General features: G+C 72.7%; 16 protein-coding genes. 10 read left to right on the top strand and 6 right to left on the bottom strand.

The window, feature by feature from the left end:
- Positions 1-86 precede the first annotated feature (86 nt).
- Genes ADJ73_RS01420 through ADJ73_RS01410 form a run of 3 tightly spaced genes read left to right on the top strand, consistent with a single transcriptional unit; the run spans position 87 to position 3,294 of the window.
- Complete coding sequence (locus ADJ73_RS01420) at positions 87-1,028, top strand: WcbI family polysaccharide biosynthesis putative acetyltransferase (protein ID WP_156188056.1); 942 nt, start codon at positions 87-89, stop codon at positions 1,026-1,028.
- Positions 1,025-2,068 (top strand): hypothetical protein, encoded by a 1,044-nt coding sequence (locus ADJ73_RS01415; protein WP_172669677.1) that lies wholly within the window; start codon positions 1,025-1,027, stop codon positions 2,066-2,068. Before ADJ73_RS01420 ends, ADJ73_RS01415 begins: the two co-directional genes overlap by 4 nt.
- Positions 2,065-3,294 carry a glycosyltransferase gene (locus ADJ73_RS01410; protein ID WP_172669675.1) on the top strand — a complete coding sequence of 410 codons (1,230 nt, stop codon included), beginning with the start codon at positions 2,065-2,067 and terminating at the stop codon, positions 3,292-3,294. The genes ADJ73_RS01415 and ADJ73_RS01410 overlap by 4 nt, the downstream gene beginning before the upstream one ends.
- A gap of 73 nt (positions 3,295-3,367) precedes the next feature.
- On the opposite strand, the gene ADJ73_RS01405 is transcribed toward ADJ73_RS01410, so the two are convergent.
- The gene (locus ADJ73_RS01405; RefSeq protein ID WP_050346778.1) at positions 3,368-5,548 is read right to left on the bottom strand and encodes a catalase; all 2,181 of its coding nucleotides are present in this window, start codon (positions 5,546-5,548) and stop codon (positions 3,368-3,370) included.
- A gap of 229 nt (positions 5,549-5,777) precedes the next feature.
- Here ADJ73_RS01405 and ADJ73_RS01400 point away from each other — a divergent pair, with 229 nt between their 5' ends.
- The 3 genes from ADJ73_RS01400 to ADJ73_RS17685 all read left to right on the top strand — a co-directional run bounded on the left by ADJ73_RS01400 (position 5,778) and on the right by ADJ73_RS17685 (position 9,376).
- Positions 5,778-6,962, top strand: coding sequence for a zinc-dependent alcohol dehydrogenase (locus ADJ73_RS01400; RefSeq protein ID WP_050346777.1), 1,185 nt, complete (start codon positions 5,778-5,780; stop codon positions 6,960-6,962).
- 353 nt (positions 6,963-7,315) lie between these two features.
- Complete coding sequence (gene ilvA, locus ADJ73_RS01395) at positions 7,316-8,599, top strand: threonine ammonia-lyase IlvA (protein ID WP_050346776.1); 1,284 nt, start codon at positions 7,316-7,318, stop codon at positions 8,597-8,599.
- 648 nt (positions 8,600-9,247) lie between these two features.
- A complete protein-coding gene (locus ADJ73_RS17685; RefSeq protein ID WP_301280700.1) occupies positions 9,248-9,376 on the top strand; it encodes a hypothetical protein in 129 nt (42 codons plus the stop codon).
- Positions 9,377-9,393: 17 nt separating this feature from the next.
- Here the strand turns inward: ADJ73_RS17685 and ADJ73_RS01390 are convergent, their stop codons facing one another.
- Positions 9,394-10,344 carry an L-lactate dehydrogenase gene (locus tag ADJ73_RS01390; RefSeq protein ID WP_050346775.1) on the bottom strand — a complete coding sequence of 317 codons (951 nt, stop codon included), beginning with the start codon at positions 10,342-10,344 and terminating at the stop codon, positions 9,394-9,396.
- Positions 10,345-10,407: 63 nt separating this feature from the next.
- Here ADJ73_RS01390 and ADJ73_RS01385 point away from each other — a divergent pair, with 63 nt between their 5' ends.
- The 4 genes from ADJ73_RS01385 (at position 10,408) to ADJ73_RS01370 (ending at position 18,034) form a co-directional block, all read left to right on the top strand.
- Positions 10,408-13,008, top strand: coding sequence for a DEAD/DEAH box helicase (locus tag ADJ73_RS01385; RefSeq protein WP_050346774.1), 2,601 nt, complete (start codon positions 10,408-10,410; stop codon positions 13,006-13,008).
- A gap of 123 nt (positions 13,009-13,131) precedes the next feature.
- Positions 13,132-15,513, top strand: coding sequence for a malto-oligosyltrehalose synthase (treY, locus tag ADJ73_RS01380; RefSeq protein ID WP_367379590.1), 2,382 nt, complete (start codon positions 13,132-13,134; stop codon positions 15,511-15,513).
- A 99-nt stretch (positions 15,514-15,612) separates the two neighbouring features.
- Positions 15,613-17,355: a malto-oligosyltrehalose trehalohydrolase gene (treZ, locus tag ADJ73_RS01375; protein ID WP_050346772.1), complete on the top strand. Its 1,743-nt coding sequence runs from the start codon at positions 15,613-15,615 to the stop codon at positions 17,353-17,355.
- Between the two features lie 49 nt (positions 17,356-17,404).
- Positions 17,405-18,034, top strand: coding sequence for a hypothetical protein (locus ADJ73_RS01370; RefSeq protein ID WP_253272632.1), 630 nt, complete (start codon positions 17,405-17,407; stop codon positions 18,032-18,034).
- Between the two features lie 302 nt (positions 18,035-18,336).
- Here the strand turns inward: ADJ73_RS01370 and ADJ73_RS01365 are convergent, their stop codons facing one another.
- The 4 genes from ADJ73_RS01365 to pstC form a co-directional block, all read right to left on the bottom strand.
- Complete coding sequence (locus tag ADJ73_RS01365) at positions 18,337-18,621, bottom strand: hypothetical protein (RefSeq protein WP_216593658.1); 285 nt, start codon at positions 18,619-18,621, stop codon at positions 18,337-18,339.
- A 130-nt stretch (positions 18,622-18,751) separates the two neighbouring features.
- Positions 18,752-19,528 (bottom strand): phosphate ABC transporter ATP-binding protein PstB, encoded by a 777-nt coding sequence (gene pstB / locus ADJ73_RS01360; RefSeq protein WP_050346770.1) that lies wholly within the window; start codon positions 19,526-19,528, stop codon positions 18,752-18,754.
- A gap of 26 nt (positions 19,529-19,554) precedes the next feature.
- Positions 19,555-20,454 (bottom strand): phosphate ABC transporter permease PstA, encoded by a 900-nt coding sequence (gene pstA / locus ADJ73_RS01355; RefSeq protein ID WP_050346769.1) that lies wholly within the window; start codon positions 20,452-20,454, stop codon positions 19,555-19,557.
- A complete protein-coding gene (gene pstC, locus ADJ73_RS01350) occupies positions 20,451-21,455 on the bottom strand; it encodes a phosphate ABC transporter permease subunit PstC (RefSeq protein ID WP_050346768.1) in 1,005 nt (334 codons plus the stop codon). The genes pstA and pstC overlap by 4 nt, the downstream gene beginning before the upstream one ends.
- Between the last annotated feature and the right edge of the window lie 88 nt (positions 21,456-21,543).

The raw sequence follows: 21,543 nt of genomic DNA, 5'->3' as shown, positions 1-21,543 counted from the left end.
CTCCTGGGCCGGGGCACGGTGGCCCGCTGGTGGCGCCCATGGTTTCAAGGCTCCGTCGAACGATCTGGCTCCCTACTGTGTACCTCATGACCCGCCCCGATAACCCGTTGCCCGTCGACGAGACCGACGGCCGGGTGCGCCATTACGCAGAGTTCTATGGCGTCACTCAACCAGCGTCCGGTATGGCGGACGCGGGGGCCCCGCTGGCCGTGGTCCTCGGCAACTGCCAGGCCGAGGCGCTGCGGGTGCTGCTCGACGCCTCGCCGCAGCTGCGGACCGTCCGGGTGCCGCCGGTCTTCGAGCTCGACGACGCGGACGTGCACCACCTGGACCTGCTGCTGCAGCGGGCGGACGTCCTCGTCGCCCAGCCCGTCAAGGACGGCTACCGCGGGCTGCCGCTCGGCACGCAGGAGGTCCTGGCCCGGCACCCGCGGCTGCGGCTGCTGGCCATCCCGGTGTGCTTCTACGCCGGGCTCTACCCCTGGCAGGTGCTGGTCCGCACCCCGGAGAGCGGGGACCCGCCGGGGGTGCCCTACCACGACCTGCGCACGCTGCTCGAGGCCGCCGGGTCGCGGCCGCGGGACGTCATGCCCGCCGACGCGATCCGCGCCGTGGCCAGGGAGTCGGTCGCCGAGCTGCGCCGTCGCGAGAGCGTCGCGGGCACCGTCGTCGTGTCGGACCTGCTCGAGCCCGCGGGCGCCGACGCCTGCCACGTCGTCAACCACCCCGGCAACACGCTGCTGCTCGGCCTGGCCCGGCGGGTGCAGGAGGCGCTGGGGCTCCCGGTCGAGGCCCGCGACCCCGGGCGCACCCTGCTGCCGGAGCTCTACGCCCCCCTGGACGAGCGGGTCGTCGCGGCGCTGGACCTCGACGCCGAGCCCCGCGTCGACTGGCGGCTGCGCGGCGAGGTGCTCCCCGACGCCGAGGTGCGCGAGGTGCAGCTGGCGTGGCTGCGCGAGCACCCCGAGATCGTCGAGCTCGGCCTCACCCGCCACGCCCGCACCATCGAGGCCATGGGGTGGCGGTGACGGCCCACCTCGTGGTGGGCCCGGCGAGCCATGGCGTGACCCGCTGCGCCCTGGAGCTGCACGACACCCCCGCGCTGCGCCACCAGCCCGTGGTGCGGGTCGAGGACGGCCACGGCACCGACCTCGGGGCCGCGCTGGGAGCCCACCGCGGTGGCCACGTCCACCTGCACGTGACCGACAAGCTCCTCGGCCGCACCGCGGCGCAGGCCGCCGACGTGCTCACCGCGCTCGCGGCGCAGGTCCGGCTCACGGTCACGCTGCATGACCTGCCGCAGCCCGCGGACGGCCCGGGCGGCTTCGAGCGGCGGGCAGCGGCATACGCGCAGGTCGTGGCGGCCGTGCACGGGGTGGTGGTGAGCAGCCGGCACGAGGCCGCGCTGCTGGACGACGCCCTGGCGCAGGCCGGCGCCCCCGCCCTCCCCGACGACCGTCGGGCCGTGGTGCCGCTGCCCGTGGCCACCCACGAGCGCCCGGCCACGCCGCCTGAGCCCATCCCTCCCAGTGATGCCGCCCCCGGCGCGGACCAGCGTGACCTGGTCGTCCTCGGCTACCTCTACCCCGGCAAGGGGCACGAGGAGGCGCTCGACGCGGCGGCCACCCTGCCGGACGACGTGGGGGTGCTCGCCCTCGGCCGCCCCTCGGACGGCCACGACGACCTCGCGGAGGAGCTCGGCGCGCGCGCGGCCAGGCTGGGGCGCAGGTTCGCGGTGACCGGCTACCTGCCCGACGACGAGCTCGTGGGTCGGCTGCGGGGGGCCGCGGTGCCCGTCGCCCCGCACCGCCACCTGTCGGCGTCGGGGTCGATCAACTCGTGGCTGGCCGCCGGGCGACGGCCGCTGGTGCCGCGCAGCCGCTACGTGGAGGAGCTCGTGGCCCGGTGCCCGGGCGCGGTGCTCGTCTACGACGACCTCGCCGCCGCCGCCCGGGCGGCCCTCGCCGACCCCGCCTCCACCTGGCTCGGCCCGGACGTCCGCCTCACCCCCACGCGGGACGAGGCGGGCCGGTGCTACGCCGCGGTCCTCGCGCGGTGGGCGTCGTGACCGCGTCCAGCGGCGTCGCCGTCGTCATCCCCTGCTACGACCAGCAGGCGCAGCTCGACCTGGTCCTCGCGGCCCTCGAGCTGCAGACGCTCCCGCTGGACCAGCTCGAGGTGGTCGTCGCCGACGACGGGTCCGCCGTCCCCCCGGTCCTCGGGGACCGGCCGTATCCCGTGCGCCTGCTGCGGCAGCCGGACGCCGGGTTCCGCGCGGCTGCGGCCCGCCACCTGGGTGCCGGGGCCACCTCGGCGCCGGTGCTGTGCTTCCTGGACGCCGACACCGTGCCCGAGCCCGACTACCTGCGGCGGCTCGCGGCGGTGGTGCACGACGGCCCGCGCGGCACCCTCGCCGTCGGGCGGCGCCGTCACGCCGACCTCGCCGGGTGGACCCCGCAGCGGCTGCGGCCCTGGCGCGAGGGGGACGCTCCGGCCCCGCCGCTCCTCGACGAACCCGCTTGGCTGCGTGAGGGATACGCCCGGACGCAGGACCTTCGGGCGGCGGACGACCGGTCCTACCGGTTCGTCATCAGCGCGGTCATGGCGCTGCCCCGCGAGCTCTACGACGCGGCGGGCGGCTTCGACCCCGGGTTCGTGGGCTACGGCGGCGAGGACTGGGACCTCGCCCACCGGTGCTGGCTCGCCGGCGCCGACCTGCGCCACGTCCCGGAGGCCGTGGCCTGGCACGACGGCCCGGACCTCGCGGGCCGGGCCGGGGAGGGCGCCCGCGCGGTCAAGGACCGCGAGACCCTGCACCTCGCGACCGTGCTGACCGACCCGCTGGCCCGCGGCCACGGTCTCGTGTGGGCGCACCCCGAGACGGTGGTCGAGCTGCGCGGAGCGCCCGACCCCGGGAGCCTGGCCGCGACGGTCGCCGCGCTGCTGCGCGACAGCGACGCCGGGGTGTGGTGCGTCGACCTCGTGGCCCTCCCGGCCCCCCTCGAGCACGACCCGCGGATCCACGTCGGGCACCCCGACCCCGAGAGCCTGCGGCGCTGCCGCCACCAGGTCGTCGTCCACGGCCCCGTCGGGCTCGACGCCCCGCTGCGGGCGCTGGTGGGGCAGGGGCCGGCCGACTACGGCGACGACGGCCGGCTGCTGGTGCAGGTCCGCGCCACCCGGCAGCTCGCGCGCGGCGAGACCGCGGCGGCCGTGCGGGCGGCGGGTGCGGGCGGCATACGGCCGCTGGACGACCGGGCCACCCTCGAGGCCCGCTGGGCCGGCTGGGCCTGACCGTATGCCGACCGCCCGCCGCCTCGCAGAGGGCTGCGTGGCGGCGGGCGGTCGGTGCGGACCCGGGACGGGCTCAGCGGGCGCGGGTCGGGAAGCGGTCCCACACCCGGTGCTTGGCCAGCAGCGGGGTGAGCTCGCCGACCATGGCCTTGGCGTCGGCGACGACCACGCCGGGGGCGTCCTGGGGCAGGTCACCGAGGGCCTCGGCGCTCACCGCGCCGATGGCCTTGCAGTGCCGGAAGGCCTCGCCGAGCAGCAGGGCGATGCGCGGGTCAGTGGGCTTGGCCGACGCGTCCGGGTCGCCGTTGCGGGCGTCCAAGGTCGGCGCGGCGTCCGCGGCGGGCGCGATCGGCCCGGCCAGGACGACGGCGTCGAACTCCACCGACCGGGCGGTCGCGAAGGTCTTGTCGACCTCGACCTCCCCGCCCTTGCCCTGCAGCGTGCCGCCGTGCGGCCCCACCACGAAGGGCACCAGCTTGGCCTTGGTGGCCGCGCCGACCATCGCCGTCACGGCAGCCAGGTCGCTGTCGGCGTCGCAGACGATGCCGAGCTTGCGCCCGTCGACGGGGAACTCCTTGCCCACCTGCGACAGCGCCGCGCTGGGGGCCGCGTCGGCCACCTCCACGGTCGGCTTCGGCGCCGGCATGCCCAGCGCCGCAGCGACGCCGGCGCACAGGTCGGCGTCGATGTTGGCCAGGCACTGCAGCTGCCGCTCGCGCACCACCGACGAGGTGCACTTGCCGAGCTCGAAGGAGTAGGCCGAGACGGTGTGGTCCTGCTCCACCGGCGACAGCGAGCGGAAGAACATCCGGGCCTGGGAGTAGTGGTCGTCGAAGGAGCGCGGGATCGCCCGGACCTTCTGCGACGCCGCCACCGCGGCCGGGACCTCCACGAAGCCGCCCACGTCGGCGCCCGCGTGGAAGGGGCAGCCGCCGCCGAGGGAGTTGGGGCGGTACGGCGCCACCCCGGTCGGGACCGCGTGCTGGTGGAAGCCGTCACGCAGGTTGTCGTTGACGTCCACGTGCGGCCGGTTGATCGGCAGCTGGGAGAAGTTGGGGCCGCCCAGCCGGGTGATCTGGGTGTCGACGTAGGAGAACAGCCGCGCCTGCAGCAGCGCGTCGTTGACCACGTCGATGCCCGGCACCAGGTGGCCGGGGTTGAACATGACCTGCTCCACCTCGGCGAAGAAGTTGGTCGGGTTGGCGTCCAGCGTCATGATGCCGACCGGCTGGACCGGCGCCAGCTCCTCCGGGACCAGCTTGGTGGGGTCGAGCAGGTCGATGCCCTCGAAGGTCTGGTCCTCGGTGTCGGGCATGACCTGGATCCCGAGCTCCCACTGCGGGTAGTGGCCGGCCTCGATGGCGTCGGCCAGGTCGCGGCGCTGGAAGTCGGGGTCGCCGCCCATGATGAGCTGCGCCTCCTCCCACAGCGTGGAGTGGACGCCGGCGACCGGCTTCCAGTGCCACTTGATCAGGACGGTCTTGCCGTCCTCGTCGACGAGCCGGAAGGTGTGGACGCCGAAGCCCTCCATCGTGCGCAGCGACAGCGGCAGCGCCCGGTCGGACATGTTCCACAGCGTGTGGTGCTGGGCCTCGGTGTGCAGCGACACGAAGTCCCAGAAGGTGTCGTGCGCGCTCGCGGCCTGCGGGATCTCGCGGTCCGGCTCCGGCTTGGCGGCGTGCACCACGTCCGGGAACTTGATGCCGTCCTGGATGAAGAAGACGGGGATGTTGTTGCCGACGAGGTCGAAGTTGCCCTCCTCGGTGTAGAACTTCACGGCGAAGCCGCGGGTGTCGCGTGGGGTGTCCGCCGAGCCGCGCGAGCCCAGCACCGTGGAGAAGCGCACGAAGACGGGCGTCTCGACGTCCTTCTTGAGGAAGGCGGCACGGCTGACCTTCTCGGCCGAGCCGTAGGCCTTGAACACGCCGTGGGCACCGGTGCCGCGGGCGTGGACCACCCGCTCGGGGATGCGCTCGTGGTCGAAGTGGGTGATCTTCTCCCGCAGGTGGTGGTCCTGCAGCAGCGTCGGGCCCCGGTCACCGGCCTTCAGCGAGTGGTCGCTGTCGGGCAGGCGCACCCCCTGGGCGGTGGTGAGGTACTCGCCCTGCTGGGCGCGGGCATCCGGGGCCGCGCCGGTGTCGTAGCCGGTCGCGGTCCGCACCTGCGGGGCGCGGGTGTCGTCAGCCGGCGGCAGCGGCGGCTGGGGGGTGGTGGGCTCCTCGAGCGAGGGCTTGTCGGGCAGGCGGTTCGGCATAGGTCCTCCAAAGGGGCGGGCCGCTGTCGCGGCGCTGGGACAGCCGGGGCGCGGGTTCTCGACCTCGGGCTGCGCTCGCGCATACCCGACCGGGTCGGGGACACACCCCCGACGCACCCCCTGTCGTCCGCGGCCGGGGAGGGCGTTGTCGGGCGGCGTCTGAGACCTCCCCCCACGGGGGTATCTGGCGGTGGAGCGGCGGCACGGTGCCTGCCGCGGAGAGGAACTCATGAAGGCGTTGACCTGGCAGGGCGTGGAGAAGGTCGCGGTGGAGCAGGTGCCGGACCCCCGCATCGAGCAGCCCACCGACGCGATCGTGCGGGTCACCTCCACCGCGATCTGCGGCTCCGACCTGCACCTCTACAAGACCCTCGCGCCGTTCCTCACCCCCGGCGACGTGCTCGGCCACGAGTTCATGGGCATCGTCGAGGAGGTCGGGGCGCAGACCGGCGACCTCAAGGTGGGGGACCGGGTCGTGGTCCCCTTCAACATCTCGTGCGGCCACTGCGCCATGTGCCGGATCGGCAAGCAGTCGCAGTGCGAGACCACGCAGGTGCGCGACCAGGGCATGGGTGCGGCGCTCTTCGGCTACACCAGCCTGTATGGCGCCGTCCCCGGCGGCCAGGCGGAGTACGTCCGGGTGCCGCAGGCGCAGTACGGCCCGGTGGTGCTGCCGACCGACGGCCCCGACGAGCGCTACCTCTACCTGTCCGACATCCTGCCCACCGCCTGGCAGGCTGCGAAGTACGCCGACATCGAGCCCGACTCGACGGTCGCGGTCTACGGCCTGGGCCCGGTGGGGCAGTTCGCGGCGCGGTCGGCCCTGCAGCTCGGCGCCGGTCGCGTCATCGGCGTGGACCGGGTCGACGAGCGGCTCGAGCTCGCCAAGGTCTACGGCGTCGAGACGGTCGACCTGCGGACGGTGTCCGACCCGGCCGAGGCCATCAAGGAGCTGACCGGCGGCCGCGGCGCCGACTCGGTGATCGAGGCGGTCGGCATGGAGGCGCACGGGTCCCCGGTCGCCGGCGCGGCCGTGCGGGTCGTCGGCAAGCTGCCCCGCCCGCTGGGGCGCGCGATGACCGAGCGCATGGGGATCGACCAGCTCTCCGCGCTGCACAGCTGCTTCGACGCGGTGCGCCGCGGCGGGACGGTCTCGGTGGTCGGCGTCTACGGCGGCGCGGTGGACCCGATGCCCATGATGACGATGTTCGACAAGAACCTCACCATCCGGATGGGCCAGGCCAACGTGCGGCGGTGGACCGACGAAATCTTCGAGGTCCTGCAGCGCGACGGCGACGTGCTCGGCACGGAGACGCTGGCCACGCACCGGGTGTCGCTGGACGACGCGCCGCGGATGTACGACACCTTCCAGAAGAAGCAGGACGGCTGCATCAAGGTGGTCATGACCCCCTGATGCGACCTGACGCGACCTGAGCCGGGCGCTGCGCGCTCGGGCCGCGCCCTCGGGCACCCGCCCCGGCCCCTTGGCCGCCCTGCCGCCGGACGCACGAAGAGCGGTGCCGACGACCCCCAAACCCGTCGGCACCGCTCTCCGGTGTGAACCTCCCCCTCGCACGCTCACACGCCTACAGGACGGATCGTGCCCAGGTGCGGTTGCCCGGACGGAAGACCTTTTTTGTTCGTTCACCCGGATGGCCTACGCATTCCGGGCAGGAGTTATCGTTTCGCGACCTTTGGGTTCGTCCGGGCCGTCCTGTCATGTGAGACGGAGCGTCCGACATGCGAGCAGGTCGGAAGAGTGGGGTCATGCTCTCCACCCTCGTCCCCGCCGTCGCCGTCGAGGAGGCCGCCGCCCGGATCGACGGGGTCGTCACCCGCACCCCGCTGCACCCGGCCCCGCGGCTCGGCGAGCGGGTCGGGGCCGACGTCTGGTTCAAGCGGGAGGACCTGCAGCCCGTGCGGTCCTACAAGCTGCGGGGCGCCTACCACTTCGTGTCGCAGCTGGCCCCCGAGCAGCGGGCCGCCGGGGTGGTGTGCGCCTCGGCGGGCAACCACGGGCAGGGTGTCGCCCATGCCTGCCGGGAGCTGGGCATCAGGGCCCGGATCTTCGTCCCCAGCACCACCCCTCGCCAGAAGCGCGACCGCATGCTGTCCCTCGGCGGGGAGGCGGTCGAGCTGGTCGTCACCGGGGACACCTACGACGAGGCGGCCGGCGCGGCCGCCGTCGAGGCCACCGTCACCGGGGCGACCCTGGTCCCGGCCTTCGACGACCCCCGCACCATCGCCGGGCAGGGCACCGTGGCCCTCGAGATCGTCGAACAGCTCGGCCGCGCCCCCGACGTGCTCGTCGTCCCGGTCGGCGGTGGCGGGATGATCGCCGGGTGCGTGGCCTGGTTGCGCGAGCGCCACCCGCGGACCCGGGTCGTCGGCGTCGAGCCCGCCGGGGCGGCCTGCCTGGCAGCGGCGCTCGCGGCGGGGGAGCCGGTGACGCTCCCCGCGATCGACACCTTCGTCGACGGGGCGGCGGTGCGGCGGGCGGGGGAGACGACATACGGCCTGGTCCGGGAGGCGCGGGAGAGCGGGATGTCGATCGAGCTGGTGCAGGTGCCCGAGGGCAAGATCTGCACGGAGATGCTGGACCTCTACCAGGTGGACGGGATCATCGCGGAGCCGGCGGGCGCGCTCGCGGCGGCCGCGCTGGGGGGTGGCGAGCGGGAGGCGATCGCGCAGGTCGCGCCGGGCGAGACCGTCGTCGTGATCGTGTCCGGCGGCAACAACGACGTGTCCCGCTACTCCGAGATCGTCGAGCGCTCGCTGGTCTACGAGGGGCGCAAGCACTACTTCCTGGTGAGCTTCCCGCAGGAGCCGGGTGCGCTGCGGCGGTTCCTGGACGAGGTGCTCGGGCCGGAGGACGACATCACGCTGTTCGAATACGTCAAGCGGTCCAACCGGGAGATCGGGCCGGCGCTGGTGGGGGTGGAGCTCGGGCGGCCGGGGGACCTGCCCGGCCTGCTGCGGCGGCTGGAGGAGAGCCCGATCCGGGTGGAGCGGGTCGACCCGGACAGCCCCTTCTACCGCTTCCTGGTCTGACCTGCCCCAGGTAGTCGCCTCCGCCTGGGTCAGCACGCCAGGTCGATGTGTCGAACCCCGGCGGATGCTGCTGCTCGCCCCGGCCGTCTGGGGTTGCGTCCCGCGTCTCGGCATGCGGCGTCGGTCTGGTGCTGCAGCCGAAGACCGGCGATGGTCGCCGAGACGGAGGATGGTCGCCGAGACCAGCCCGTATGGCGGGCCGTGCCGCCGCCAGCCACCGAGACCGGCGGGGTGGCCGTGTCCGGCTCTGGTCCGGCCGCCGTCTGGGGTTGCGTCCCCCGTCTGGACGTGCGGCGCCGGTCTGGTGCTGCAGCCGTAGACCGGCGATGGTGGCCGAGACGGTGGATGGTCGCCGAGACCGGCGCGGGGTGGCCGGGTCTGGCCCCCCGTCTGGGGTTGCGTCCCCCGTCTGGGCGTGTGGCTTGGGTCTGGTGCTGCAGCCGTAGACCGGCGATGGTCGCCGAGACGGAGGATGGTCGCCGAGACCAGCCCGTATGGCGGGCCGTGCCGCCGCCAGCCACCGAGACCGGCGGGGTGGCCGTGTCCGGCTCTGGTCCGGCCGCCGTCTGGGGTTGCGTCCCCCGTCTGGACGTGCGGCGTCGGTCTGGTGCTGCAGCCGTAGACCGGCGATGGTGGCCGAGACGGAGGATGGCCGCCGAGACCAGGCCGTATGGCGTGCTGCCGCCGGCCGTCGTGCTGCCGCCGGCCGTCGTGCTGCCGCCGGCCGTCGTGCCGCCGCCGGCTGGCGTGCCAACCCCGGCGGATGTGACGACCTGAGGCGGGCCAGCAAGGGGTCAGAGGAGGGCGTCGACCCGCTCTCGGAAGCCCCGGAGCGTCGCCACGCTCGCGTCGAACGCCCGCTGCTCGTCCCCGTCGAGGTCCAGCTCGACCACGTGCTTGGCGCCGCCGCGGCTGAGGATGGTGGGGACGCCGACGCAGACGTCGTCGTGGCCGTACTCGCCCCGCAGCAGGGTGCTCACCGGCAGGATCGCCTTCTCGTTCTTGAGGATCGCGCGGGTGATGCGGGCCAGCGACATGCCGATGCCGTAGCTGGTCGAGCCCTTGGCGTCGATGATCTCGTAGGCCGCATCGCGGGTGCGCTGGAAGATGGCGTCGAGCTCGGCCCGCAGCGCCGGCTCGGCGGCGATCCGCCGGCTCATGGACCGGCCGGCGACCGAGGCTGCGCTCCACACCGGCAGCTCGCTGTCGCCGTGCTCGCCGATGATCAGTGCGTGCACGTTGGACGTGCTCACCTCGAACCGCCGGGCCAGGTGGAACCTCAGCCGCGCCGTGTCCAGCGTGGTCCCCGAGCCGAGGACCTGCTCGGCCGGCAGCCCGCTGAACCGCCACGTCGCGTAGGTCAGGACGTCTACCGGGTTGGTGGCGACCAGGTAGATCCCGTCGAAGCCGGAGGCGGTGACGCGCTGCACGATCTCCCGGAAGATCCGCAGGTTGATGTCGGCGATGTCGAGGCGGGTCTCGCCCGGCTTCTGGGCCGCGCCCGCGCAGACCACCACCATCGCGGCGTCCCGGCAGTCGTCGTAGCTGCCGAAGCTCACGCTGACCGGGCTCGGGGCCCATGCCTCGCCGTGGTTGAGGTCGAGGACGTCGGCGCGGGACTTGGCCTCGTTGAGGTCGATCAGGACCAGCTCGTCGCAGATGCCCTGGTTGACGAGGGCGTACGCGTAGGCCATGCCCACGGCGCCGGTTCCGACGAGGACGATCTTGCTGGGGACGTACTTCATCTGGGCTCCCGAGGGTCGGCGACGGCTCTCAGCCTAGAGACGATCTGGGACGATGGGTCCACGATGACGCTCACCGACCTGCTGCCGCCCCCCGCTGACCGCACCCCTGACGGCTTCGACGCCGACGCCGTCTATACGGCCTTCGTGGAGTGGACCCTGGAGCGGGGGATCGAGCTCTACCCGGCGCAGGACGAGGCGCTGCTGGAGCTGGCCACGGGCGCCAACGTCATCCTCGCCACCCCCACGGGCTCCGGGAAGTCGATGGTCGCGCTCGGCGCGCACCTCATGGCGCTGGCCGGGGGGCGTCGCACCTTCTACACCGCGCCGATCAAGGCGCTCGTCAGCGAGAAGTTCTTCGCGCTCTGCGAGGCCTTCGGCGCCGACAACGTCGGCATGATGACGGGGGACGCTGCCGTCAACGCCGGCGCACCCATCATCTGCTGCACCGCCGAGGTCCTCGCCAACATCGCGCTGCGACAAGGGGATCGGGCTGATGTCGGGCAGGTCGTCATGGACGAGTTCCACTTCTACAGCGAGCCCGACCGCGGCTGGGCCTGGCAGGTCCCGATCCTGACGCTGCCGCAGGCGCAGTTCCTGCTGATGAGCGCGACCCTCGGCGACACCAGCTTCTTCGTCGACGACCTGCAGCGCCGCACCGGCCGCGACACCGTCGTGGTCAGCAGCGCCACCCGGCCCATCCCGCTGACCTTCGAGTGGGCGATGCAGCCGGTCCACGAGACCATCGAGCTGCTGCTGATGGAGGACAAGGCGCCGGTCTACGTCGTGCACTTCACCCAGGCCGCCGCGCTCGAGCGGGCCCAGGCCCTGATGAGCCTCAACGTCACCACGAAGGACGAGAAGAAGGCGATCGCGGCCGAGCTCAAGGGTTTTCGCTTCGCCAAGGGGTTCGGCGCGACCCTGCAGCGCCTCGTCCGGCACGGGATCGGCGTCCACCACGCCGGCATGCTGCCGAAGTACCGCCGCCTCGTCGAGACCCTCGCCCAGCAGGGCCTGCTCAAGGTCATCTGCGGCACCGACACCCTCGGCGTCGGCATCAACGTGCCCATCCGCACCGTCCTGCTGACCGGCCTCACCAAGTTCGACGGCTCCCGCCAGCGCGTCCTCAAGGCACGCGAGTTCCACCAGATCGCGGGGCGGGCCGGTCGGGCCGGCTTCGACACCGCCGGCACCGTCGTCGTCCAGGCGCCCGACCACGTCATCGAGAACCACAAAGCCCTGCTCAAGGCCGGCGACGACCCCAAGAAGCAGCGCAAGGTCCAGCGCAAGAAGCCGCCCGAGGGGTTCGTCAGCTGGACGCAGGAGCAGTTCGACCGGATCGTCACCGCCGACCCCGAGCCCCTCCAGTCGCGCCTGCACGTCAGTCACGGCATGCTGCTCAATCTGATCCAGCGAGAGGGCGACCCCTTTCCCGTCATACGGGATCTGTTGCGCGACAACCACTCCGACGCGCGCACCCAGGCGCGGCTGCAGCGGCGCGCCATCGAGATCTACCGCTCGCTGCGCGACGCCGGCATCGTCACCCAGCTCGACGAGCCCGACGAGACCGGCCGCCGGATCTACCTCACCGAGGACCTGCAGCGCGGGTTCGCGCTCAACCAGCCGCTGTCGACCTTCGCGCTGGCCGCCTTCGAGCTGCTCGACCCCGAGTCGCCCACCTACGCCCTCGACGTCGTCTCCATCATCGAGGCCACCCTCGACGACCCGCGCGCCGTCCTGATGGCCCAGCAGTTCAAGGCCCGCGGCGAGGCCGTCCAGGAGATGAAGATGGACGGCATCGAGTACGACGAGCGGATGGAGCTGCTCGAGGAGATCACCTGGCCCAAGCCGCTCGCCGACCTGCTCGAGCAGTCGCTGCACACCTACCGCGAGACCCACCCGTGGATCTCCGAGGACGACCTGTCGCCCAAGTCGGTCGTGCGCGACCTCTTCGAGCGCGTCATGACCTTCGGTCAGTATGTCGCCCACTACCAGCTGTCTCGCTCCGAGGGCGTGGTGCTGCGCTACCTGTCCGACGCCTACAAGGCGCTGCGCCAGACGGTCCCCGCCACCTACCGCACCGACGAGCTCACCGACCTGATCGAGTGGCTCGGCGAGGTGGTGCGCCAGACCGACTCGTCCCTCCTGGAGGAGTGGGAGGCGCTCACGAGCGAGGACGAGGCGATGTCCGCCGAGGCGCTGGAGGCCTTGGTCACCCCGCTGCCCGGGGGCAACCGTCCGCTGTCCGCCAACGAGCGGGCGCTGCGGGTCATGGTCCGCTCCGCGATGTTCCGCAAGGTGGAGCTGGTGGCGCTGCGCCGCTGGATCGACCTGGCCGAGCTCGACGCGGCGGCCCTGGAGCTCGCCAAGGAGGCGCGCGCGGACGCGGATCTGCCCGCCCCCGACACCGAGGTCATGGACGTCGAGCTGTGGCAGGAGGCGATCGAGGACCTCTACGCGGAGTACCCCGAGATCTCCACCGGCCCCGACGCCCGCGGCCCGGCGCTGCTGCTGGTCGAGAAGGAGCCCGGCCGCTGGCTGGTCGACCAGATCCTCGACGACCCCGACGGCGACCACGACTGGCGGATCCAGGCCGAGGTGGACCTCGACGCGACCGACGCCGCCGGCGAGCTCGTCCTGATCACCACCAACCTCGACAAGACCTGACGTGGGTCGGCCGCCGCAGCCGGCGAGAGCGGTGACGCCACCTCGCCATACGGGCACGTTGTTTGAAAGACTGAGGGGCCGCACCGTCGCGGACGACCACCCCACCGAGCCACCCTTGAGGATGTGCGCACCTCCATGACCGTGACGGCGACCTACCGCCTCCAGCTGCACCACGAGTTCACGTTCGCCGACGCCGCCGCCCAGGTGCCCTACCTGGCGCGGCTCGGCATCTCGCACCTCTACCTCTCGCCGATCCTGCGGGCGGTGACGGGCAGCCTGCACGGCTACGACGTGCAGGACCACTCGGAGCTGAGCCAGGACCTCGGCGGCCTCGAGGGTTTCGAGGCGCTGGCGCGCACGGCCCACGACCACGGCCTCGGGATCGTCGTCGACGTCGTCCCCAACCACATGGCCCTCGTCGCCCCCGAGCACCTCAACCGTCCGCTGTGGCAGGTCCTCAAGGAGGGCCGCGACGCGCCGACCGCGCACTGGTTCGACATCGACTGGAAGTCCGGCGGCGGCCGGCTGGGTCTGCCGATCCTCGGCGACACCCTGGTCAGCACGCTGCAGGCCGGCGACATCACCATCGACGAGCTCGACGGGGAGCCGGTCATCCGCTACTTCGAGCACGTCTTCCCGATCGCGGTCGGGACCGAGAGCAACGACGTGGAGGCCGTCCTCGCGCGCCAGCACTACCAGCTCGCGTCCTGGCGGCAGAAGGAGTCGATGCTCAACTACCGCCGGTTCTTCGACGTCGACGAGCTGATCGCGGTGCGGGTCGAGGAGGACGACGTCTTCGACGAGACCCACGCGCTGCTGCTCGACCTCAACCAGCGCGGCCTCATCGACGGTTTCCGGATCGACCACCCGGACGGCCTGGCCGACCCGGCGGGCTACCTCGACCGGCTGCGCACCCAGTCCCGCGAGGGCACCATCATCTGGGTCGAGAAGATCCTGGAGGGCAAGGAGCGGCTGCCCCGCGACTGGGCCTGCGACGGCACCACCGGGTACGACGCGATGCTCGCGGTCCAGACCGCCCTGGTCGACCCGGCCGCCGAGCCCGAGCTGACCGCCCAGTGGGAGGCCTGCGGCGGCCAGATCGACGTCGAGCGCGACGTCACCAAGGCCAAGCGCCAGGTGGTCGAGGAGCTGCTGCAGCCCGAGGTGGAGCGGCTCGTGCGCCGCGCCCGCGAGGCCCTGCCCGACCTGGACCCGCAGCGGCTGCAGCTCGCGGTCGTCGAGCTGCTCGTCGCCGGCGACGTCTACCGCGCCTACATCCAGCCCGAGCAGCGGCTCTCCCCGCTCGCCCGGCGCCGCCTGCAGGAGGCGTATGACGGAGCCGTCGGTCACCGTCCCGACCTCGAGCCGGAGCTGCAGGCGCTGCACGAGCTGGCGACCGCCGAGGACGCCGACGCCAACGCCGTCGACTTCGCGGTGCGGCTGCAGCAGACGTGGGGTCCGGTGATGGCCAAGGGGATCGAGGACACCACCTTCTACCGCTGGCACCGGCTGATCGCCCTCAACGAGGTCGGTGGCGACCCGGCCGCGCTGGAGACGGCGTCGCCGGCGGCGCTGCACGAGTGGGCGCTGCACCAGCGCCGCTACTGGCCGCTCGGCATGACCACGCTGTCGACCCACGACACCAAGCGCAGCGAGGACACCCGCGCCTTCCTGCTCGCCATCGCCGGCGACCCGCAGGCGTGGAAGGAGCTGTCGCTGCGGTTCCGCGCCGCTGCGGCCGAGAGGGGCGTCGACAAGCCCACCGCCCACCTGATCTGGCAGACCATCGCCGGCGTGGGGATCATCGACCCCGACCGGCTCAACGACTACCTGCTCAAGGCGGTCCGCGAGGCCAAGCAGCACACCGCGTGGGTCGACGGAGACGAGGACTACGAGGCGCGCGTCCTGGACTTCGCCGACAAGGCGCTCGACGCCGGCGAGCGGCACGACGCGCTCGTGTCGCTGTGGGACACCCACGCCGAGGCGATCCGGGCGCTCGTGCTCGGCGCCAAGCTGCTGCAGCTGACGATGCCCGGCGTCCCCGACGTCTACCAGGGCTGCGAGACCGTCAACCAGTCCCTGGTCGACCCCGACAACCGTCGCCCCGTCGACTACGCCGACCTGTCGGCCCGGCTCGAGCGGCTCGACGGGGGCGCGACCCCGGCCGACCTCCACGACGAGAAGCTCCTGCTGTCCGCCGCGGCCCTGCGCCTGCGGCGCGAGCGCCCCGAGGCGTTCGACGAGGCCGGCCTCTACGTGCCGCTCACGACCTCCTCCGAGCACGTCATCGGCTTCCTGCGCGCCGCGTCGGTCGCCACCGTCGTCACCCGCGCCCCGCACCGGCTGCAGCGCGAGGGCGGCCTCAGCGACACCCGCGTCGTGCTGCCCCGCGGCACCTGGGTCGACCGCCTCACCGGGCGCATCACCGAGGTCGACGCCACCGGCGAGGTGCTCGCCGCCGACGTCCTCGCCGAGCGCCCCGTCGCCCTGCTCGTCCGAGCCTGACCCCGCCGCCCGGGGCCGCCGCACGAAGCCGTCGCGCAGTGGCCCCGGGCGACGGCATACGACCCCAGCAGACCCACCAGACCCCCAAGGAGAGGTGCCATGACCTCCTTCACCCTCTGGGCCCCCGGCAAGGACCGCGTCGAGGTCGTCGCCGAGGGCCGCCGGCTGCCGCTCGCCCCCGGCGAGGGCGGGTGGTGGCGGCTCGAGACCGACGAGATCGCCCCGACGGCGCGCTACGGCTTCAGCCTCGACGGCGGCGACCTCCGCCCCGACCCCCGCGGCCGCCGCCTCGAGGACGGCCCGCACGGCCTCACCACCCCCTACGACCCGAGCTCCTTCGCCTGGACCGACCAGGGCTGGGCCGGTCGGCCGCTCGAGGGCTCGGTGATCTACGAGCTGCACGTCGGGACCTTCACGCCCGCAGGCACCTTCGACGCCGCCATCGAGCGGCTCGACCACCTCGTCGAGCTCGGCGTCACCACCATCGAGATCATGCCGGTCGCGACCTTCCCCGGCGTCCACAACTGGGGCTACGACGGGGTGGCGCTCTTCGCCGTCCACGAGCCGTATGGCGGCCCCGCCGGCCTGCAGCGGCTCGTCGACGCCGCCCACGGGCGCGGGCTCGCCGTCTGCCTCGACGTCGTCTACAACCACTTCGGGCCCGACGGCAACTACCTCGCCGAGTTCGGCCCCTACTTCACCGAGCTGCACCACACCCCCTGGGGCGCCGCGGTCAACCTCGACGGGCCCGGCAGCGACGAGGTCCGCCGCTACCTGCTCGACAACGTGACGATGTGGCTGCGCGACTTCCACGTCGACGCTCTGCGCCTGGACGCCGTCCACGCCCTCATCGACGACCGGGCCCTGCCGATCCTCGAGGAGATGTCCCGGGAGGTCGACGCCCTGGCCGCCGAGGTGGGTCGCCCGCTCACCCTCGTCGCGGAGGACGACCGCAACGACGCCCGCACCACCACCCCGCGCGGTGAGGGCGCCGCGGTGGCCGGCCTCGGCATCCACGGGCAGTGGACCGACGACATCCACCACGCGCTGCACGTCGCCTTGACCGGCGAGACCGACGGCTACTACGCCGACTTCGCGTCGCCGGAGGCGCTCCCCAAGGTCTTCCAGGGGGCGTTCTTCCACGACGGGAGCTACTCCAGCTTCCGGGGGCGGTGCCACGGGCGCCCGGTCGACCGCGCCACGGTCCCCGGCTGGCGGTTCGTCGCGTCGCTGCAGACGCACGACCAGGTCGGCAACCGCCGGGTCGGCGACCGGCTGTCCATGGGGGTGGCCCCCGGGCGGCTCGCCGCGGGCGCGGCGCTGCTGCTGACCTCGCCCTTCACCCCGATGCTCTTCATGGGGGAGGAGTGGGCCGCGTCGACGCCGTGGCAGTACTTCACCGACCACCAGGACCCCACCCTCGTCGAGGCCATCCGCAACGGCCGGGCGGCGGAGTTCGCCTCCCACGGCTGGGGCGCCGACGAGGTCCCGGACCCCCAGGCCGCGGGCACCGTCGAGGCCTCCCGCCTCGACTGGTCCGAGCCGGAGCAGGGCGAGCACGCCCGGATGCTGGAGTGGTACCGCACCCTGCTGCGCCTGCGCCGCACCGTCCCCGACCTGTCCGACCCCCGGCTCTCCACGGTCCGGCTCGACTGGGACGCGGAGCGGCGGCTCGCCGTCCTGCACCGCGGCGCCCACCGCGTGGTCGCGTCGCTGGCGGACGAGCCCGTCACGGTGCCGCTGCAGGGCGGCCAGGTGCTCGCCTGCTGGGACGAGCCGACGACCGGCGACGACACGATCACGCTGCCCGGACCCGGCGCGGTCGTGGTGGGGCCGCGGTGACGGTGCACACTGGGCACGTGAGCGCCCAGACCCACGCCTGCAGGCGCCGGTGAGCGAGGACCGCCGGCTCCCTCGTCGCCCCGCCTTCTACTCGCCCGAGGCGATGGAGGCGTACGGCGGCCAGCTGCCCGACCCCGCGGTCGTCTCCGAGGTGGCTCACGAGACGGCGCAGGTGCTGGTGCACGCAGGCCGCGCCAGCGACGACCCCGACGTGACCACGCGGCTGGTGGCCCTCGTGGAGGACATCGGGCTGTCCACCCTCGCCGAGCTGTGGGCCCAGCTGCCCGCGCGCACCCTGCCCGGTGCGCTGTGGCGGCTCTACGCGCTGCGCGAGTGGGTGCGCCGCGACGCCGTCGGCGCCTCGGCCGACTACCAGGCCGGTATGCCGCACGCCGCAGTCCTGCACGCCGTCGCGGGGGCAGCCGAGCCGCCCGGACCCGGGCAGCTGCAGGACCTGGCCGACGCGATCCTGTCCGGCGTCTACGACGGCGACCTGGCCGTGGCGCTCGAGCGCGCCGGCGCGTTCTGCCGGATCGTCGCCGCCGGCCGTGCCCACCGCGCGGACACCGTCGCGACGACCTCCACCGCGACGTGGCTCCACTCGGCGGGCTCCATGCTGGGCGCAGGGGAGGACCTCGAGGCCAGCGCGCGGCTGTGGCGGCTCGGCCAGCTCACCTGACCTCCGGGCGGCTCGGCTGACCCTCGGTCGGCCCACCTGACCTCAGGCCGGCTCGGCTGACCTCACAGCGGCCCCGCTTGGGGTCCGCCGGGGGCGTCGCCCACGGTCAGGTTGTCGGCGAACGCGACGGCCCCGGGGGTCGGCCCGTTACAATGGACGTGCGCCGGGCCGTGGTAGCCCCGGGTCCCAAATTGAAGCCGCTACGAGCGGCCACGTGCCGAGAGGCGCTCCCGGTCCGGCGCCTGACCTCCCGTGAAGGCCGCCACCTGTCCAGGTGGCGGCCTTCACGGCATACGGTCTGGTCAGCGGAGCGGGAACGCCTGCGGCGGGAAGAGGCTGCGCACCTGCGCGACGTCCCCGCACCCGGTCAAGGAGTGCAGCTCGGCGTCGCGGCGGGCGCTGCTGCGGGCCCGGCGGCCCGGACCCTGCCAGCGGCACTCGAGGCACTCGCCGTGGCAGAAGTTGCCGAGGTCGACCACGTGCCACGTGGGCTCGTGGGAAGGGTCTCGCGGCTCGGTCTCGATGACGGGGACGAGCGCTGGTGCGTGGACGGTCTCGCCACGCACCCCACGTTGAGAGAGGGGCATGGCAGGAGCATGCCCTACTCGTCGGTCGCCCGCCAAGACCCCTGGTCCAGACATTGCGAGCGTGGTCCATCGGTGTTACCCGGAAGCACCGACCGACCACGCTCGCGGGCGGGGGAGGAGGGGCTGTCGATCAGCCGAAGCGACCGGAGATGTAGTCCTCCGTCGCCCGCTCCTTGGGGTTGTTGAAGATCTTGGTGGTGTCGTCGATCTCGATGAGCCTGCCGGGCTTGCCCTGGGCCTCGAGGTTGAAGAACGCGGTGCGGTCGGCCACGCGGGCGGCCTGCTGCATGTTGTGCGTCACGATCACGATCGTGTACTTCGGCTTGAGCTCGGTGATCAGGTCCTCGATGGCGAGCGTCGAGATCGGGTCGAGCGCGGAGCAGGGCTCGTCCATGAGCAGCACCTCGGGCTCGACCGCGATGGCGCGGGCGATGCAGAGCCGCTGCTGCTGGCCGCCGGAGAGGCCGGCGCCGGGCTTGTCCAGGCGGTCCTTGACCTCGTTCCACAGGTTGGCGCCGCGCAGCGAGCGCTCCACGACCTCGTCGACCCGCTTCTTGTTCTTGACGCCGTTGAGGCGCAGCCCGGCGGCGACGTTGTCGCGGATCGTCATGGTGGGGAAGGGGTTGGGGCGCTGGAAGACCATGCCGACCGACCGCCGCACCCCGACGGGGTCGACCCCGGGGGCGTAGAGGTCCTGCCCGTCCAGGAGCACCTTGCCCTCGACGCGCCCGCCGGGGATCACCTCGTGCATCCGGTTGAGGGTGCGCAGGACGGTGGACTTGCCGCAGCCCGACGAGCCGATGAAGGCGGTGCACGACCGCGGCTCGATGGTCAGCGACACGTCCTGTACCGCGTGGAACTTGCTGTAGTAGATGTTGACGTTCTCGACGTCGATGCGCTTGCCCATGGTGTGGATTCGCTTTCTGGGGTGGGTCAGCTCTTGACGGCGCCGAAGCGCGCGATCACGCGGCCCAGCAGGTTGAGCAGGAGGACGAGCAGGATGAGGGTGAGGGCGGCGGCCCAGACCCGGTCGTGAGCGGGCTGCAGGGTGAGGAACTGCCGCTCCTCGTTGATCATGGTCGGCAGGGTCGCCATGTTGCCGCCGAAGAGGTCCCAGTGGATGTTCTTGGTGTAGGGCCCGAGGATCAGCAGCGGCGCCGTCTCACCCATGATGCGGGCCAGGCCGAGCAGCACGCCGGTCACGATGCCGGACAGCGCCGTCGGCAGCACGACCGACACGATGGTCTTCCACTTGGGGACGCCGAGGGCGTATGACGCCTCCCGCAGCTCGTTGGGCACCAGCTTGAGCATCTCCTCCGTCGAGCGCACGACGGTCGGGATCATCAGCAGGACCAGCGACAGCGAGACGGCGAAGCCGACGCGGTTGAAGCCCAGCACCGTCACCCAGAGCGCGTAGACGAACAGCGCCGCGACGATGGACGGGACCCCGGTGAGGATGTCGACCATGAAGCTGACGGCGCGGGCGAGGCGGCCCCGGCCGTATTCCACAAGGTAGATGGCGGTGAAGATGCCGATCGGCACCGAGATCAGCGCCGTGATCAGGCCCTGCATGAGCGTGCCCATGATGGCGTGGTAGGCGCCGCCGCCCACGCGGCGCACCGAGATGCCCCGCTGGGAGTTGGTCCACCAGCTGCTGTTGAGCAGCAGCTCGATGCCGTTGCTCAGGACCTCGTAGAGGATCCAGAGCAGCGGCGCGAGCGCCACGAGGAAGGCGAGCCACATGATGATGCGGGCGATCTGGTCCGTGGCCTTGCGGCCTCCCGACGCCTTGTCGATGCGGGCCGGCTTGCTGTTGCTGACGGCGGTGCTCATTCGGTGAAGGCCTTCCGGCGCTCGATCACGATCCGCGCGATCGCATTGACCACGAACGTGAGGATGAACAGGACCAGGCCCGCGGCGATGAACGCGCCGGCCTTCTGCGGGGAGTCGAACTCCGAGGCGTTGTTGGCGATGCGCGAGGCGAAGGTCTCGCCGCCGTTGAAGATCGAGGGGTTGAAGGGCGTCCCGGCGGCCAGCGCCGACAGGATCATCATGACGGCGACGGTCTCACCGAGGGCGCGGCCGAGAGCCAGCATCGCGGCGGAGATGACGCCCGGGCGGCCGTAGGGGAGCACCGCGGTGCGGATCATCTCCCACTTGGTGGCGCCGAGCGCCAGCGCGCCCTCCTTGTGCGCCGCGGGCGTCTGGGCGAAGACCTCCCGGGACAGCGACGTCACGATGGGCAGGATCATGATGGCGAGGACCAGGCTGATCACGAAGATCGTGCTCTGCATCCCAGTCTTGCCGAAGAGCGGGAACCACCCCAGCCAGTCCTGCAGCCTGTCCTGCAGCGGCCGGATGAAGGGCGTGAACTGCGCGACGCCCCACAGGCCGTAGACGATCGAGGGCACGGCGGCGAGCAGGTCGATCATCTGGGCCGCCGGCTTGCTGAGCCAGCGCGGGGAGTACTGCGTGATGAAGAGCGCGACCGCGACCCCGAGCGGGACCGCGATCCCCATGGCGATGACCGAGCTCACCACGGTCGTCCACAGCAGGTCGGCGATGCCGAAGCGGGGCGCGTCGCCCGAGACGCTCCACTCGCGCGAGGTGAGGAAGTTGGCCTGGTTCTTGGCCAGCGCGGGGATGGCCTGCCACAGCAGGAAGACGCCGACCAGGGTGACCAGGCCGATGACCACGACCCCGGCGCCGGTGGCCGCGCCGCCGAAGAGCTTGTCGCCGAGGCGGCCGGTCGAGGCGCGGTCGCCCTGGAGCGGTCCCTTGCCGTCGTCGTCGGGCAGGGTGTCGACGGCGGAGACGCCGGTCACTGAGGACACGAGTACTACCTAACTGTGCGAGATGCTACGAGGGGTGCACACCCGGTCACAGAGCCCGGGCAGGCGCGAAGCCGGGCAGCCCAGGTGA

This window comes from Arsenicicoccus sp. oral taxon 190 (genome assembly GCF_001189535.1).
Classification (GTDB): Bacteria; Actinomycetota; Actinomycetes; order Actinomycetales; family Dermatophilaceae; genus Arsenicicoccus.
This window is presented reverse-complemented; position numbering and strand designations above follow the sequence as displayed.

Coding starts and splice junctions, on each gene's coding strand:
- pstA (WP_050346769.1), bottom strand. CDS start 20,454: ATGAGCACCGCCGTCAGCAACAGCAAGCCGGCCCGCATCGACAAGGCG.
- treZ (WP_050346772.1), top strand. CDS start 15,613: ATGACCTCCTTCACCCTCTGGGCCCCCGGCAAGGACCGCGTCGAGGTC.
- ADJ73_RS01390 (WP_050346775.1), bottom strand. CDS start 10,344: ATGAAGTACGTCCCCAGCAAGATCGTCCTCGTCGGAACCGGCGCCGTG.
- pstB (WP_050346770.1), bottom strand. CDS start 19,528: ATGGGCAAGCGCATCGACGTCGAGAACGTCAACATCTACTACAGCAAG.
- ADJ73_RS01365 (WP_216593658.1), bottom strand. CDS start 18,621: ATGCCCCTCTCTCAACGTGGGGTGCGTGGCGAGACCGTCCACGCACCA.
- ilvA (WP_050346776.1), top strand. CDS start 7,316: ATGCTCTCCACCCTCGTCCCCGCCGTCGCCGTCGAGGAGGCCGCCGCC.
- ADJ73_RS01385 (WP_050346774.1), top strand. CDS start 10,408: ATGACGCTCACCGACCTGCTGCCGCCCCCCGCTGACCGCACCCCTGAC.
- ADJ73_RS01400 (WP_050346777.1), top strand. CDS start 5,778: ATGAAGGCGTTGACCTGGCAGGGCGTGGAGAAGGTCGCGGTGGAGCAG.
- ADJ73_RS01405 (WP_050346778.1), bottom strand. CDS start 5,548: ATGCCGAACCGCCTGCCCGACAAGCCCTCGCTCGAGGAGCCCACCACC.
- ADJ73_RS17685 (WP_301280700.1), top strand. CDS start 9,248: ATGGCCGCCGAGACCAGGCCGTATGGCGTGCTGCCGCCGGCCGTCGTG.
- ADJ73_RS01420 (WP_156188056.1), top strand. CDS start 87: ATGACCCGCCCCGATAACCCGTTGCCCGTCGACGAGACCGACGGCCGG.